Below are 14,271 nucleotides of genomic sequence, written 5' to 3' on the forward strand. Positions count from 1 at the left end.
CATCCATAATCAAATCTTCAAAGCGCTAAAATCCGGCGGCTCGGCAAGGTCCTCGAGACTCATCTCTTCAATCCAAACGTTGCGGCGGATGTCCCAAGTCTCCTCATCCCAAATTTCGAATTTGCCACCCACGCCCACCAACACGATGTTTTTGTCCAAATTGGCGTACTTACGCAACGGCGTCGACAATAAAACTCGCCCTTGCCCATCCAATTGGCATTCGTTGGCATGGCCGATCAACAGCCGCTGCAAGTGGCTGGCTTTCCGATTAAGCGATGAATAGGACACCAATTGTCGTTCCAAAGCTTCCCATTGGGATAAGGGGTACAACCAAAGGCACCGGTTATCGAGGGCAATGGTGGCGACCACCTGGCCATCCGCTTCGGCCTGCAGGCTCTCCCGGTATTTGGAGGGCAGCGCCAAACGGCCCTTGCTATCCAAACTCAGCGTGTGAATACCACGAAACAATTCTCCCCCCGGAGCTTTCCGAATGCCGCAGTCCCCACCAATCCCCACATTTCCCCACTGGCTTTAAGGCACTATAAGGAGCCGGCGACGCTTCGTCAAGCGTACCTTTTTGGCGACAAAAGTTGCCGAAACCCAACACCAGGCGGGCATTCAGGGGCAGGGGGAAGACACTTTTCAGCCGAAAAGATCCCCGCAAAGAAAGGCAGAAACGTGAGGAGAATCTCAGAAAAAACCGAAAAGACGCCGCTCAAGCGGCGCGTTCGGCACGGTAGGCGGCGACCACGATGATAAAGGCCGCCAAATCGTAAACCGAATGCACCACGATGGGCACCAATAAATTGCGCTCACCGCCGACATCCAACAGCCAGCCCAAATACATACCGGTCAAGGCGGCCAGGACGGTATATAGAGGTGTCACCGAATGGGCCAGTCCAAAAAGCAGGTTGCTGATCAGCAGCGCCGGCCCCCATCCCCAGAGACTCTCCAACCAGGGCTGCAGCACCCCACGAAACAACACTTCCTCCCCCACCCCCGCCAGCGCGGCCACATAGACCAATTCATACCAGCGAGAGGCGGCCAGCAACGAGCCCAAGGTATCGATCAAAAGTCGCTTGATTTTTTCCAGCCCGGAAACGGGCAAGCGATATGAAATCCCGAAAAAAGCCAACAAAGGGAAAGTCCCCAACAGCCCCAGACTCAAAGCCTCGGAACGCCAGGCAAACGACGCCATGGGGTCGATTTCCATCCACCACCCTAACAAATAAGCCACCACTACCAACCCCCCTTCGAAGAGGGTGGCCATGATCAGAAACTGGGTTTTATTCATCGGCTCAACCAGACCGAATTCAATCCCAGTTTCCCGCGCAGATCCTCGCCGCGATCGGAAGCTTTTTTCTGATCGGTAAACGGCCCCACCCGCAGCCGATACCAAGGCTTTCCCTTGACGGTCGCCGCCTGAATCTCCGCTTGGACGCCGCGACCGGCATAATTCCGCCGTAATTTTTCCGCCGCGGCGCGGCTGTTGAAGGAAGCCAATACAATATACCATCCTTGCCGTCCGCTGCCGCCTTCCGCAGCCGCCCCGGCGGAAGGCGACTTGGCTGCCTGGGACGGCGGGCCGGCTTCGAGCCGTCGCTCCAATTTATCCAAGCGCGGTTCGATCCCGGCCATGGCCTCGTTCAAGCGCTCGACCTCGCCTCGAAGCGCCTCCCCGTCCTCGCCCGTTGCCGCCTCCAGCGCCGCCAAACGCTGTCCGGCCTGATGTTCGAGCTCGCCCAGCCGGACCTTCATTCGATCCACCTCGCCCCCGAGATAGGCTGCATTGCCTCCCCTACCGGCCCCTGCTTGCAAGCGCTCCTCCAAGGAAACCACCGTATTGCCCAGATGCTCGATCCGGTCGCTTTGACGATACAGCAGCGCCGCCACCACCAAGACGATCACCAAAGCCGCCCCCCCGAGCCCCACGGCGATCCACAACCGGCCATCGCCCTCCCCGCTCCGATTCGACGACCACGGCGGCGGCACTTCCGACTCCGCCGAAACCGTCGGCGCGGTGGGACGCTCCGCCGAACTGCGCGGATGGCGGGTACTTTCGGGCGCGGTGGACAACTCCAAGGTATCCTCTTCCGGCTCCCAATCCTCTTCCCGACCCGCAGGCCGGGTCATTCGGGCACGGCGGTCGCGCGCCGCCTTTTCCAACTGCTGTGCGAAATCCGGCTGGTCTGTATTGCGAGAATCGTCGCTCATGGGGCGCCCCTCCTTAAGATATTTGAGGAAACATATCACAACATCCCGGACATCAAAACCGCGGCGACTGACGCACCGACCGGTGAGCCGATGGTAAAATACGTTTTCGTGCAATTAAGTCTTTATGAGCTCCATGCGTCAACAACTTAAGGCGGTCGCCCTGATTTCCGGCGGCCTCGACTCCATGCTCGCCGCCCGCGTGGTGATGGAACAGGGCATTCACGTGGAAGGCATCAATTTTTTCACCGGCTTCTGCGTGGAAGGTCACACCCACGCCATTCGCAAGCGCGATCAGGCCAAACCCAAGCGCAACAACGCCCTCTGGGTGGCCGAGCAATTGGGCATCAAGCTTCACATCGTCGATATTATCGAAGAGTACAAAGATGTGGTGATCAACCCCAAACACGGCTATGGAGCCAATCTAAACCCCTGCCTGGATTGCAAAATCTTCATGGTGGGCAAAGCCAGGCAATGGATCGAAACCAACGGCTTCGATTTCATCATTACCGGGGAAGTGATCGGTCAACGACCCAAATCCCAACGCAAGGACACCATGCCCTTAGTGGCCCGCGAATCCGGAGCCGACGACCGGTTGTTGCGTCCCCTCTGCGCCCAAAATCTCCCGCCTTCCAAACCGGAGCGGGAAGGCTGGGTGGACCGGGACAAGCTCTACGCCTTCTCCGGCCGCACCCGCAAGCCGCAGATGGCGCTGGCGCAGCGGCTGGGCCTCGAGGATTACGCCCAGCCCGCCGGTGGCTGCTGCTTTCTGACCGACGCAAACTACTCGCACAAGCTGAGCGATTTGTGGCAGGCTCGCGGAGAAAAACGCTACGAACTGGACGACATCATGCTCCTCAAAGTGGGTCGCCATATCCGCCCCCGCGCCCACTATAAATTGATCGTCGCCCGGGAAGAGGGAGAAGGTCGTTTTCTGCAAGGCTACAAGAAACGCTTTCCGCACCTGTATCCGGTCAGCCATGCCGGTCCCTTGATCCTGGTGGACGGCGACCCCACCGCCGAAGATTGGGAGTTGGCGGCGCGCATTCTCGCCCGCTACAGCCAGGGCCGGAATGCGGATGTGGTGGAAGTCAAGGCGGTCACCGCCGAAAACGAACGCACCCTGCGCGTCGCCCCGCTACCGCCCCATGGAATCCCCGCGGAGTGGGTGCTATGAGCAAGGAAACGGTGGACGCCCGCGGACTGCTTTGCCCCATGCCGGTCATCCGGCTTCAGGACGCCGCCAAGGATCTTCCCGCCGGGATGGAAGTGGAATTGATCGGCACCGACCCGGGAATTCTGAACGACGTGCCCGCCTGGTGCCGAATCAACGGCCATCAGATTCAGGACAGCTGGCGCCAAGGCGACGAGTACCACGTCCTGCTCACGGTCGGAGAATGACCCCCCCTTCCCTGCAAGCGGAGCAGCTTCGCGCCAAACAACGCGTCACCCTGGTGGGCGGGGTGGTCAACTTATTGTTGGCCGTGGGCAAGATCGCAGCGGGATCTTACGGACGTTCCGGGGCCTTGATCGTCGACGGGATTCACTCCTTTTCCGACCTGGCCACCGACCTGTTGATTCTTTTCACCGTCCGCTTTGCCGGACAAAGCGCCGACGAAAGCCATCCCTACGGCCACGGCCGCTTCGAGACCCTCGCCACCGTGGCACTGGGAGGATTTCTGGCCGCCGTGGCCGCCGGCATCGTCTGGGACGCGGCGCAAAGATTGCAGGGAACCGCCCCCCTCTGGCACCCCAACCGCTGGGCGCTGATCGCGGTGGGAATTTCCATCCTGGTCAAGGAAGGGTTGTACCACTACACGCTCCGGGTCGCCCGCCACACCCGCTCCAAGCTCCTGCGCGCCAATGCCTGGCATCATCGCTCGGATGCGGTTTCGTCCGTCGTCGTCCTGGTGGGGGTGATCGGGGTCTTGGCCGGCTACCACTTCGCCGACGCGGTCGCCGCCATCGTGGTCGGTTTGATGATCGCCAAAATCGGTTTGGAGCTGATTGTGGAAAGCTTGCGGGAACTGGTGGATACCGCCCTGCCGGCCGAACAAGTGACAAAAATCCAGACCGCCATCCGCACCACCGAGGGAGTCAAATCCCTCCACGCCTTGCGCAGCCGACGAATGGCCGGAGAAGCCTTGGTGGACGTCCACATTCAAGTGCATCCGCAGATTTCGGTGTCCGAAGGCCACGCCATCGCCGACCGGGTCCGCGATCGCTTGCTGCAGGAATTCGACGAGGTCACCGACGTGGTCGTCCACATCGACGCCGAGAACGATCTCCAGCAACGCCCTCAGGCCCTTCCACTCCGCCCCCGGGTGATCGAACAGCTGCAGCAGGCGTGGCGGCATCTGCCCTATGCCCAAGAAATCAAACGAATCAATCTTCACTATTTGAGGGGAAAAATCGACGTGGAGGCCTATCTCCCCTTATCCGTTTTAACCCCGAACCGATCCGCCCAGGCTATCCATGAGGAATTGCGAAAAGCCGCCAAACCGTTTAGCTTTGTAGGCAAGGTGCAAATCTATTTTACGCCCCCAAGATCCGAACGCACCAAATAAGTACATTATGCACCAAATTAGGGAACACTTACTGAATAAACCCGAGATTCGAGCACGCTCTTCATCTTAAATTTCAATGGCATGTTTCATGCTTAAAATGCCTGGAATTTTTCAATTCGTCCAATGAGGTAATTCAATGTCCGTTGACAAGGTATTTGAAGTCATCAAAGAAAAAGAAATTCAATTCGTCGATTTGCGTTTCGCCGACACCCGGGGCAAGGAACAGCATGTCACCGTACCGGCTCACACGCTCGACGAGGAATTCTTCGAAAACGGCAAAATGTTCGACGGCTCGTCCATCGCCGGATGGAAAAGCATCAACGAATCGGACATGATTCTCATGCCGGACCCGGAAACCGCGGTCGAAGATCCGTTCTTCGAAGCGCCCACCCTCATCATCCGCTGCGATATCGTGGAACCTTCCACCATGGAAGGCTACGAACGCTGTCCCCGCTCGGTGGCCAAGCGCGCCGAAGCTTATATGAAATCCACCGGTGTTGCCGACACCGCTTTATTCGGACCGGAAAACGAATTCTTCATTTTCGACGACGTGCGTTGGGCCGCCGATATCCATCGCTGCTTCTATGAAGTGGATTCCGAAGAAGCCAACTGGAACACCGAAAGGGTCTACGAAGGCGGCAATATCGGTCACCGCCCGGGGCTGAAAGGGGGGTATTTCCCGGTACCGCCGGTGGACTCGCTCCAGGACATCCGCTCCACCATGTGCGAAACTCTGGAGGAAATGGGTCTGACCGCCGAGGTTCATCACCACGAAGTGGCCACCGCCGGCCAGTGCGAGATCGGCGTGGGCTGCAACACCCTGGTGAAAAAAGCCGACGAAGTACTGATTCTCAAGTACGCGGTTCAAAACGTGGCTCACGCCTTCGGCAAAACCGCCACTTTCATGCCCAAACCGCTGGTGGGCGACAACGGCAACGGCATGCACGTCCACATGTCCTTGGCCAAAGGCGGACAAAATCAGTTTACCGGAGACCTCTACGGCGGCCTCTCGGAAACCGCCCTCTACTACATCGGCGGGATTCTCAAACACGCCCGCGCCCTGAACGCCTTCACCAACGCTTCCACCAACAGCTATAAACGCTTGGTGCCGGGCTTCGAAGCGCCGGTGATGCTGGCTTACTCGGCCCGCAACCGCTCCGCCTCCATCCGCGTCCCATTCATCGCCAATCCCAAGGCACGGCGAATCGAAGTGCGATTCCCCGATTCCACCGCCAACCCTTACTTCGCCTTCTCGGCGATGTTGATGGCGGGCCTCGACGGCATTCTCAACAAAATCCATCCCGGGGATGCGATGGACAAAAACCTGTACGACCTGCCGCCGGAAGAGGAACAAAGCATTCCCCAGGTATGCTTCGCCTTCGATCAAGCGCTGGAAGCCCTGGATCAGGACCGGGAATTCCTCAAGGCGGGCAACGTCTTCACCGACGATATGATCGACGGCTATATCGCGCTCAAAACCGAAGAAATCACCCGCCTGCGGATGAGCACCCACCCGGTGGAATTCGACATGTACTACAGCCTCTAAAAAAGAGACTCTAAGCTAAAAAAAACGCCCCGTCCGCATAAGCCGGGGCGTTTTTTGTGCCCGAAAAAAAAGCGGGACGGACGCATCCATCCCGCTTTTTTCAATCGATCCCGAAGACCGTCAATTAGAACAGCGCAACCACCGCATCCACCGCGAAGGTCAGCTGGTCGTCTTGACTGCCTTCGTCAAAGGGCTTGCTGTTTTCCGCCCAGTCGTAGCGAACTTCCGGACGCACCTTGAACCAGTGGGTGGGGGTGAAATTGACCCCTACGGTCATCTCGTAGAAGTTGGTGCTTTTGCCGTTGCCGATGACGCGAATGCCAGCTTCGTCGCGGAACCACTCCATACGGGAGCCGACGCTGAACATATCATTGATGTCGTAGGTCAGATAGCTGTTGATTCCGTACCAGTGGGCTTCGTTGTCGGTGCCCAATTGCTCCTGCCAACCGTGGTCGTGCTGCAACACCAAGTGCAGGGAATCGGTGAGGTCGTAACCGAGCACGATGCTGTACAGAGAACGGTCCAGATCGTCCGCCGGGCCGTTGTTGCCGGCAATACTGCCGTGAGTGGCGGTCAACGCCGCGGACAGGGCACCGGCGCCTTCCACGCCGTTATCCCAGTTCAAACCGCCGATGAAATTCCAGGCATCGTCGATATCGGCGGTGAAGCTGTCCCAACCGTTGACCGCGCCCACGGTCACCGACAGATTGTCCACCAGGGGCATGGAGAAAAGCGCCCCGGTGTGGGTGAACGGCTCGCCGTACTGCATGGTGTAGGCATGGGAATAGAAGAAGTTGTCGGGGGCGGTGACCACTTCGTAGCCGATGATGGTATAGAAATGACCGAACTTGGCGGTGATGCCGTTCAACACCGGCGCAAACACCTCCAGATAGGCCTGCGGCATGGCCAGCTTGTTGATGTTGTTGCCGCTATTGGTGTTGCCGACCCACTTTTGCTTGCCGCCATCGGAGATTTCCAGACCGGCGGCTTGGGTAAACGGGCTGTCCGAGCCGTACATGAAATCCACCCGGCCGCCGATGTCCCATGCGTTGCCTTCGGTGTCGACGGCACGCTCCACGAACAGATTGACCTGATTCAGCAACACCCGATCGTTGCGGAAGTTGAAAGTGACGGGGGTGTTGAAATTGTCGCTGCTGTCGAAATTATGGGTATAGCCGAAGTCCACCCAACCGCCGAAATGCAGCCCCAAATCCTTCATCAGGGCGGTTTCGTTGTGATTAAAGCCGGTCAAGGCCTTCAAAGCGTTGTCGGGTTGGCTGATATTTTCGGGAATCGGGTTGGCCCCGGCGACGCCCGAGGCGGCCGCCATCGCGGCAGCCAGCACGGTCGGTTTATAGATCGTTTGCATGGCGAATCCTCACTTCATGATTGATTGTGTTGTTTTTGCTACAAATCGTTGTTTTTCTGCGATTTAACAGTAAACCAAATAGACGTGACTTTCAAATTCACAAGCGTAAACACTCTTTTTCCCGGGGCTACCGACCGGCAGGCAACCGCGTCTCCGCTCGTTACCTTCCGTCAGTCGGCCCCTCGTCTACTTTCAGTTGTTCAATTAATTCAGCGGGCGCTTCCGGTAAACTCCGGATAAGCCTCCATGCCGCAGTCGGCGAAATCGGCGCCGTTGTATTCGTCCTCCACGCTGAGGCGAATGCCCAGCAGGGCCTTGATCACGGACCAGACGATCAAGCTGGCGATGAACACGAAGGCGAAAATGGTGACCACGCCGATCAATTGCGCGCTGAACTTGGCGTCGGGGTTGGACAGGCAGACCGCGAGCAACCCCCAAATGCCCACCACGCCGTGAACGGACAGGGCGCCCACCGGATCGTCGACGCGCAGCTTGTCGAAGCAGACGATGGAAAACACCACCAGCACCCCGCCGATGGCGCCGATCAAGGTCGCCAACCAGGGCACCGGGGTCAACGGCTCGGCGGTGATCGCCACCAGGCCGGCCAAGGCGCCGTTGAGCATCATACTCAGATCGGCCTTGCCGAATAAGAGGCGCGCGGTCAGCAAGGCCGCCACCGCCCCGCCGGCGGCCGCGGTATTGGTGTTCACGAACACCTTGGCCACCGCGTTGGCCTCGCCGATGTCGGAGACTTTCAATTCCGAGCCGCCGTTGAAGCCGAACCAGCCCAGCCACAGAATGAAGGTCCCCAGGGTGGCGAGCGGCAGATTGCAGCCGGGCATGGGGTGAATCTCCCCGTCGGGCCCGTATTTGCCCGTCCGCGGCCCCAGCAGCAGCACCCCGGCCAAGGCCGCGGTCGCGCCGCACATGTGCACCACCCCGCTGCCGGCGAAATCCAAAAAGCCCAAGCCGTCCAGGAAGCCGCCGCCCCATTTCCAATAACCCTGGAGCGGATAGATAAAGCCGGTCATCACCACCGCGAACAGGAGAAAGGAAAACAGCTTCATCCGCTCGGCCACCGCCCCCGACACGATGGACATGGCGGTGGCCACGAACACCACCTGGAAGAAAAAGTCGGCCATCTTAGAATAATAGACGTCGCCGCCGCTTGCCAGCACTTCCTGGGCGGTATTGTCCGCCCCGATCAGAAACCCGATCCCGGGCCAGACCGAATTGACCGCGGCGCCCGGATACATGATCTGATAGCCGATCAGCAAATACATCAGGCAGGCAATGGCATACAGGGCCACGTTCTTGGTCAGAATCTCCACCGTGTTCTTGGCCCGCACCAGACCCGCTTCGAGCATCGCGAATCCCGCCGCCATCCACATCACCAGCGCACCGCACATCAGAAAATAAAACGTGTCCAGCGCATAGCTCAGTTCAATCAGTTTTTCCACGTTGTTTTCCTCTCTTACATTACGCGTTATTCAACCTTAAAGGGCCTCGGCACCGATTTCCCCGGTGCGAATCCGGACGACCTGCTCCATGGGACCGACAAAAATCTTGCCATCGCCGATCCTGCCGGTGCGGGCGGCCTGACCGATCGCCTCCACCACCCGCTCCAATTGATCTTCGGACACCACCACCTCCACTTTCACCTTGGGCAGAAAATCCACCACATATTCGGCGCCGCGGTAGAGTTCAGTATGCCCTTTCTGGCGGCCGAAACCCTTGACCTCGGTGACCGTAATCCCGGCGATACCCACATCGGATAAAGCCTCGCGCACATCGTCCAGCTTGAACGGTTTAATAATCGCAGTTACCAGTTTCATTGCAACTCCTCAAATTCAGTTCGGTTTCTCCGGCAATAAACAAGCACCTTTCATGCCATGCATGAATATCCCTGGATTGGGCGAATAGGCTTTCCTACAATGCACATGATTGGACCTTTGCGCACCATCAACGGGCAGGCCAGCCGATCCTCCCTTTTCTTCTCATTCCTAAACTTAGGTATATAATTTGCTTCTCAATATTGCATGAACAATCAAACCATCCACCGCGAAGACGAACCGTTACATCAACGCATCCTGGAACATCTGGGGAACGCGGTATTGCTGTTCGACCGCACGCAACACCTGCGTTACCTCAACCCGGCGGGGGAAATGCTCTTGGCGATCAGCGCCCGCCAGAGCCTGGGATTACCGGCGTCGGCGCTGTTCGGTCCCCAGGGAGAAAAATTCGCCGGCGACCTGGCGCACACCATCCGGAGCGGTTCGCCGCGGGTGGAACGCAACCTGCCCCTCCACTTGCCGGGGCGCATCCTTCCCGTGCATTGCGCCATGACTCCCCTCTTCCAGGACGAGCAAGTGGATGCGGTGGTGATGGAAATCGAGGATGTGGAACGCTACCAGCAATTGTCCCGCGACGAACGTTGGCTGGCCCAGCAAAACGTGGTTCACCAGCTCCTCCGGGGACTGGCGCATGAAATCAAAAATCCCCTCGGGGGATTGCGCGGCGCGGCCCAATTGCTGGCCACCGAAGTGACCGATCCGGCGCTTTCCGAATACACCGATGTGATCATCGCCGAAGCCGACCGTTTGAAAGCCTTGATCGATCGCCTGCTGGCTCCCAATCAACCGCCCCGCATGATCGAGCTCAACATCCACCAGATTTTGGAACGGGTCAGCCAGGTCCTGGCGGCGGAGTATCCCACCCTCGCTTTCCGGCGCGACTACGATCCCAGCCTGCCGCCGATTCACGGCGACCCGGATCAGCTCATTCAAGCCTTCCTCAACATTGCCCGCAACGCCGCCCAGGCCCTGGAAGGCGACGGCGAGATCACCCTTCGGACCCGCATCAAGCGGCGCGTCACCATCCGCCAGCAGCACCACCGGCAGGCGGTTCGAATCGACATCATCGACGCCGGGCCCGGCATTGCCCCGGAACTATTGGATCAGATCTTCTATCCCATGATTACCAGCCGCCCCGACGGGACGGGTTTGGGACTTTCCATCGCCCAAACCCTGGTCACCCGTCACGGCGGAATGATCGAGTGCCAATCGCAGCCGGGACGGACCTGTTTTTCCATTTATCTGCCACTGGAGAATCGCCATGCCCAATGAAATCTGGGTCATCGACGACGATCAATCCATCCGTTGGGTCTTGGACAAGGCCCTCAAGAAGGCCGGCTTTCGGGTTCACAGCTTTGCCGACGCCTCCGAGCCGGAGTTGTTGCTGCAACACTCCCAGCCCGACGTTCTCCTCACCGACATCCGTATGCCCGGCATCGACGGCCTGGAGCTTCTGAGTCAAATTCGAAACCGCCACCCGGATCTGCCGGTGATCGTGATGACCGCCCACTCGGATCTGGACAGCGCGGTGGCCTCTCTCCACGGCGGCGCATTCGAATATCTACCCAAGCCATTCGATCTGGAGGAAGTGGTCCAAGTGGTTCAGCGGGCCTGTCATAACCGCGAGGAACCCAAGGCGACCGGCAGCTGCGGCCCGGTGCCCGAAATCATCGGCGAGGCCCCGGCCATGCAGGAAGTATTCCGGGCCATCGGCCGGCTGGCCCGCTCGCCGATCACGGTATTGATCACCGGCGAGTCCGGAACCGGCAAGGAATTGGTGGCGCGTGCCCTCCACCGTCACAGCCCTCGCCGGGATGCGCCCTTCATCGCCCTCAACATGGCCGCCATCCCCAAGGATCTGCTGGAATCGGAATTATTCGGCCACGAAAAAGGCGCCTTCACCGGCGCCCAGCAGCGTCGCATCGGCCGCTTCGAACAAGCCGACGGCGGCACCTTGTTCCTGGATGAAATCGGCGACATGCCCGCCGAACTCCAAACCCGGCTTCTGCGGGTCCTGGCCGAGGGAGAGTTCTACCCTCTCGGCGCCCATACTCCGCGCCGAGTGGACGTCCGCATCATCACCGCCACCCATCAAAACCTGGAGGAACTGGTCAACCAAGGCCGCTTCCGCGAGGATCTCTATCATCGCCTCAACGTGATCCGCATCCATACGCCGGCGCTGCGCGATCGACGCGAGGACATCTCCTTGTTGCTGCGCCGCTTTCTCAAGCGCATCGCCAAGGAGCTCAACACCGAACCCAAGCTCTTGCGCCCCGAAGTGGAGGCATATCTGAGTCAACTGGATTGGCCAGGCAACGTGCGCCAATTGGAAAACACCTGCCGCTGGCTGACGGTCATGGCGCCGGGTCAAACCATTTATAGGGAGGATTTGCCGCCTGAACTGATGGGAAAACCCTCGCCCCGATCGACACTGGCCGACAGCGGCGGGGATTGGCGGACGAAACTGACTCAATGGACCGCCCAACAATTGGCCGACGGCAAAGGCAACATCGCCAAACAAGCGATCGCCGAGGCGGAACGGATTCTGATTCGGACCGCCCTCAAGCACACCCGGGGCCGACGTCAGGACGCCGCCCGGCTATTGGGCTACGGGCGCAACACCCTGACCCGCAAGATCAACGAGTTGGAATTGGAGGAAGAGGAACCGGCAACGCCGTGACCCGCTTTCCGGAAAACGCATCCACGATGACGTTGGCCGACCAAATGAGCCCTGGGCGCCAGTCTCACCGCTGGCGGGATAAGCCAGAACGATTCAAGCACCGGATTCCCGGGCACGTTCGAGGGAGCTCTCCGACTCGATGATCGCCTGAATGGCATCGGCCTCCAGCGTCTCCTTTTCCAACAAGGCCTTGGCCAGATCGTCCAATTGCGGGCGATGGGTCTGGAGCAATTCGGTCACTTTACCCTCGATTTCGCAGAGCAAACCGCGAATCTCCTCGTCGATCATCCGCGCGGTATGCTCGCTGAAATCGCGCTGCTGCGCCATTTCCCGGCCCAGGAAAATATGTTCCTCCCCTCGGCGAAACGCCACCGGCCCCAGGCTCTCGCTCATACCCCATTGAGTGATCATATGCCGGGCCAGGCGGGTCGCCTGCTTGAGATCGTTCTCGGCCCCGGAACTGACCTCACCGAATACGATCTGTTCGGCGATCCGGCCGCCCAGCATCACACCGATGCGGTCCCGCAGGTAACTTTGCCTGAGATTGTGCCGATCCTCCTCGGGAATCTGCTCGGTGACGCCCAAGGCCCGCCCCCGCGGAATGATCGTCACCTTGTCCAAGGGATCGGCGTAGGGCAAAAGACTCGCCGCGATCGCATGTCCCGACTCGTGATAGGCGATCTGCTTTTTCTCCTCGTCGCTGATCACCATTTCGCGCTTGCCGCCCAAAACGATCTTGTCCCGGGCGTTCAGCAGGATCGCCATATCCACTTGGTCCCGATCGTCCCGTCCCGCCAGCAGCGCCGCTTCGTTGACCAGATTTTCCAGGTCTGCTCCCGAGAAGCCCACCGTGAGCGCGGCCAGGCGATCCAGCGCCACATCCCCAGCCAAGGGGACATGGGCGGTATGAATTTTCAAAATTTCCAGACGCGCTTTTTTGTCCGGCAAATCGAGGGTGACCTTGCGGTCGAAGCGCCCCGGCCGCAGCAAAGCGGGGTCGAGCACATCGGGGCGGTTGGTGGCGGCCAGCACCACCACCGCTTCGTGGGGGGCGAAACCGTCCATTTCGTTCAAGATCTGGTTCAGGGTCTGCTCGCGCTCGTCATGGCCTCCGCCGAGTCCCGTGCCGCGCGCCCGGCCCACCGAATCGATCTCGTCGATGAAAATGATCGCCGGCGCCTCCTTCTTGGCGCTTTCAAACATGTCCCGCACCCGCGAGGCCCCCACCCCCACGAACATTTCGATGAATTCCGAGCCGCTGATGCTGAAGAAAGGCACGTCCGCCTCGCCGGCCACCGCCTTGGCCAACAAGGTCTTGCCGGTGCCCGGCGGACCCATCAGGAGAATCCCCTTGGGAATCTTGGCGCCCAATTTGCGGTAGTGATCCGGGTCGCGCAAATAATGGACGATTTCGCGCAAATCCAGCTTGGCGTTTTCCAAGCCGGCGACATCGTCAAAGGTCAGATCCGTCTCGCCTTTGCGAAAACGCCGGGCCCTGGATTTTCCGAATCCGAACACCCCGCCCCCGCCCATACGCTCCTGCATCTTGCGGCTACTGTACCAAAACAGGCCGATGATCAACATCCAGGGCAGAATGCCGATCAAGGCCCTGAGCCACCAAGTGGCTTCTTCCGATTTGGCTTGAATTTCCACGCCGTTTTTTTCCAGCAGGGGCATCAACTCCGGATCTTCCACCGGCGGCAAGGTGGTCTTGAAACGTTCGGCCTTGGCTTGGTCTTTTTCCGAAACCGGTTTCATCGACCGCAACTGACCGGTCACCTGATCCCCCTGCAAGGTCACGCTGGCGACTTTTCCGGCGCGGACGGTTTCCTTGAATGCCGTATAGGAAAGGGTCTGCGCCTGATTCTGGCCCAGATTGAACCAGTACCACGACAGAATCAGCAGCATGAAAAACCAAAGCAGCAGACGCGACCAGGACTGTTGGGGGGACTGCTGGGTATTCACCGGCGGCTGGGATTGATTCGGGGTTTGCTTGGGAGCCATAAGGTTTTCGTCTTTCGTCAAGAGACTCGCAGTTTATCACT

At 59.2% G+C, this 14,271-nt stretch carries 13 protein-coding genes; 6 read left to right on the plus strand and 7 right to left on the minus strand.

Annotated features, from left to right (window positions below; translation table 11 throughout):
• Positions 1-9 precede the first annotated feature (9 nt).
• From mraZ to H035_RS0114360, 3 genes are all read right to left on the minus strand, one after another.
• A complete protein-coding gene (mraZ, locus tag H035_RS0114350) occupies positions 10-468 on the minus strand; it encodes a division/cell wall cluster transcriptional repressor MraZ (protein WP_022949662.1) in 459 nt (152 codons plus the stop codon).
• Positions 469-715: 247 nt separating this feature from the next.
• Complete coding sequence (locus H035_RS0114355; protein WP_022949663.1) at positions 716-1,294, minus strand: CPBP family intramembrane glutamic endopeptidase; 579 nt, start codon at positions 1,292-1,294, stop codon at positions 716-718.
• A complete protein-coding gene (locus H035_RS0114360) occupies positions 1,291-2,214 on the minus strand; it encodes an SPOR domain-containing protein (protein ID WP_022949664.1) in 924 nt (307 codons plus the stop codon). The genes H035_RS0114355 and H035_RS0114360 overlap by 4 nt, the downstream gene beginning before the upstream one ends.
• A gap of 133 nt (positions 2,215-2,347) precedes the next feature.
• On the opposite strand from H035_RS0114360, the gene H035_RS0114365 reads away from it, so the two are divergent.
• The 4 genes from H035_RS0114365 to glnA all read left to right on the plus strand — a co-directional run bounded on the left by H035_RS0114365 (position 2,348) and on the right by glnA (position 6,324).
• Positions 2,348-3,388 carry a tRNA (5-methylaminomethyl-2-thiouridylate)-methyltransferase gene (locus H035_RS0114365; RefSeq protein ID WP_022949665.1) on the plus strand — a complete coding sequence of 347 codons (1,041 nt, stop codon included), beginning with the start codon at positions 2,348-2,350 and terminating at the stop codon, positions 3,386-3,388.
• The gene (locus tag H035_RS0114370; RefSeq protein WP_022949666.1) at positions 3,385-3,612 is read left to right on the plus strand and encodes a sulfurtransferase TusA family protein; all 228 of its coding nucleotides are present in this window, start codon (positions 3,385-3,387) and stop codon (positions 3,610-3,612) included. Before H035_RS0114365 ends, H035_RS0114370 begins: the two co-directional genes overlap by 4 nt.
• Positions 3,609-4,778: a cation diffusion facilitator family transporter gene (locus tag H035_RS0114375; protein WP_026596643.1), complete on the plus strand. Its 1,170-nt coding sequence runs from the start codon at positions 3,609-3,611 to the stop codon at positions 4,776-4,778. The genes H035_RS0114370 and H035_RS0114375 overlap by 4 nt, the downstream gene beginning before the upstream one ends.
• 136 nt (positions 4,779-4,914) lie before the next feature.
• The gene (glnA, locus tag H035_RS0114380) at positions 4,915-6,324 is read left to right on the plus strand and encodes a glutamate--ammonia ligase (protein ID WP_022949668.1); all 1,410 of its coding nucleotides are present in this window, start codon (positions 4,915-4,917) and stop codon (positions 6,322-6,324) included.
• Positions 6,325-6,448: 124 nt separating this feature from the next.
• Here the strand turns inward: glnA and H035_RS19910 are convergent, their stop codons facing one another.
• From H035_RS19910 to H035_RS0114395, 3 genes are all read right to left on the minus strand, one after another.
• A complete protein-coding gene (locus tag H035_RS19910; RefSeq protein WP_022949669.1) occupies positions 6,449-7,693 on the minus strand; it encodes a porin in 1,245 nt (414 codons plus the stop codon).
• Between the two features lie 209 nt (positions 7,694-7,902).
• Positions 7,903-9,153 carry an ammonium transporter gene (locus H035_RS0114390; protein ID WP_022949670.1) on the minus strand — a complete coding sequence of 417 codons (1,251 nt, stop codon included), beginning with the start codon at positions 9,151-9,153 and terminating at the stop codon, positions 7,903-7,905.
• A gap of 36 nt (positions 9,154-9,189) precedes the next feature.
• Complete coding sequence (locus H035_RS0114395; protein WP_022949671.1) at positions 9,190-9,528, minus strand: P-II family nitrogen regulator; 339 nt, start codon at positions 9,526-9,528, stop codon at positions 9,190-9,192.
• Between the two features lie 204 nt (positions 9,529-9,732).
• Between H035_RS0114395 and glnL the strand changes: the two genes are divergently transcribed.
• Entirely contained in the window at positions 9,733-10,818 is a 1,086-nt protein-coding gene (gene glnL, locus H035_RS0114400; RefSeq protein ID WP_022949672.1) for a nitrogen regulation protein NR(II), read from the plus strand.
• A complete protein-coding gene (ntrC, locus tag H035_RS0114405) occupies positions 10,808-12,226 on the plus strand; it encodes a nitrogen regulation protein NR(I) (protein ID WP_022949673.1) in 1,419 nt (472 codons plus the stop codon). Before glnL ends, ntrC begins: the two co-directional genes overlap by 11 nt.
• A gap of 93 nt (positions 12,227-12,319) precedes the next feature.
• Here the strand turns inward: ntrC and ftsH are convergent, their stop codons facing one another.
• On the minus strand, positions 12,320-14,230 hold the full coding sequence (gene ftsH / locus H035_RS19915) for an ATP-dependent zinc metalloprotease FtsH (protein ID WP_022949674.1): 1,911 nt from the start codon (positions 14,228-14,230) through the stop codon (positions 12,320-12,322).
• Positions 14,231-14,271 lie beyond the last annotated feature (41 nt).

It is taken from the genome of Methylohalobius crimeensis 10Ki (assembly GCF_000421465.1).
Classification (GTDB): domain Bacteria; phylum Pseudomonadota; class Gammaproteobacteria; order Methylococcales; family Methylothermaceae; genus Methylohalobius; species Methylohalobius crimeensis.

What these genes read in the sequence shown, in the direction of transcription:
- ntrC (WP_022949673.1), top strand. Translation starts at nt 10,808, where the DNA reads ATGCCCAATGAAATCTGGGTCATCGACGACGATCAATCCATCCGTTGG.
- H035_RS0114360 (WP_022949664.1), bottom strand. Translation starts at nt 2,214, where the DNA reads ATGAGCGACGATTCTCGCAATACAGACCAGCCGGATTTCGCACAGCAG.
- H035_RS0114365 (WP_022949665.1), top strand. Translation starts at nt 2,348, where the DNA reads ATGCGTCAACAACTTAAGGCGGTCGCCCTGATTTCCGGCGGCCTCGAC.
- glnL (WP_022949672.1), top strand. Translation starts at nt 9,733, where the DNA reads ATGAACAATCAAACCATCCACCGCGAAGACGAACCGTTACATCAACGC.
- glnA (WP_022949668.1), top strand. Translation starts at nt 4,915, where the DNA reads ATGTCCGTTGACAAGGTATTTGAAGTCATCAAAGAAAAAGAAATTCAA.
- ftsH (WP_022949674.1), bottom strand. Translation starts at nt 14,230, where the DNA reads ATGGCTCCCAAGCAAACCCCGAATCAATCCCAGCCGCCGGTGAATACC.
- H035_RS0114375 (WP_026596643.1), top strand. Translation starts at nt 3,609, where the DNA reads ATGACCCCCCCTTCCCTGCAAGCGGAGCAGCTTCGCGCCAAACAACGC.
- H035_RS0114395 (WP_022949671.1), bottom strand. Translation starts at nt 9,528, where the DNA reads ATGAAACTGGTAACTGCGATTATTAAACCGTTCAAGCTGGACGATGTG.
- H035_RS19910 (WP_022949669.1), bottom strand. Translation starts at nt 7,693, where the DNA reads ATGCAAACGATCTATAAACCGACCGTGCTGGCTGCCGCGATGGCGGCC.
- H035_RS0114355 (WP_022949663.1), bottom strand. Translation starts at nt 1,294, where the DNA reads ATGAATAAAACCCAGTTTCTGATCATGGCCACCCTCTTCGAAGGGGGG.
- H035_RS0114370 (WP_022949666.1), top strand. Translation starts at nt 3,385, where the DNA reads ATGAGCAAGGAAACGGTGGACGCCCGCGGACTGCTTTGCCCCATGCCG.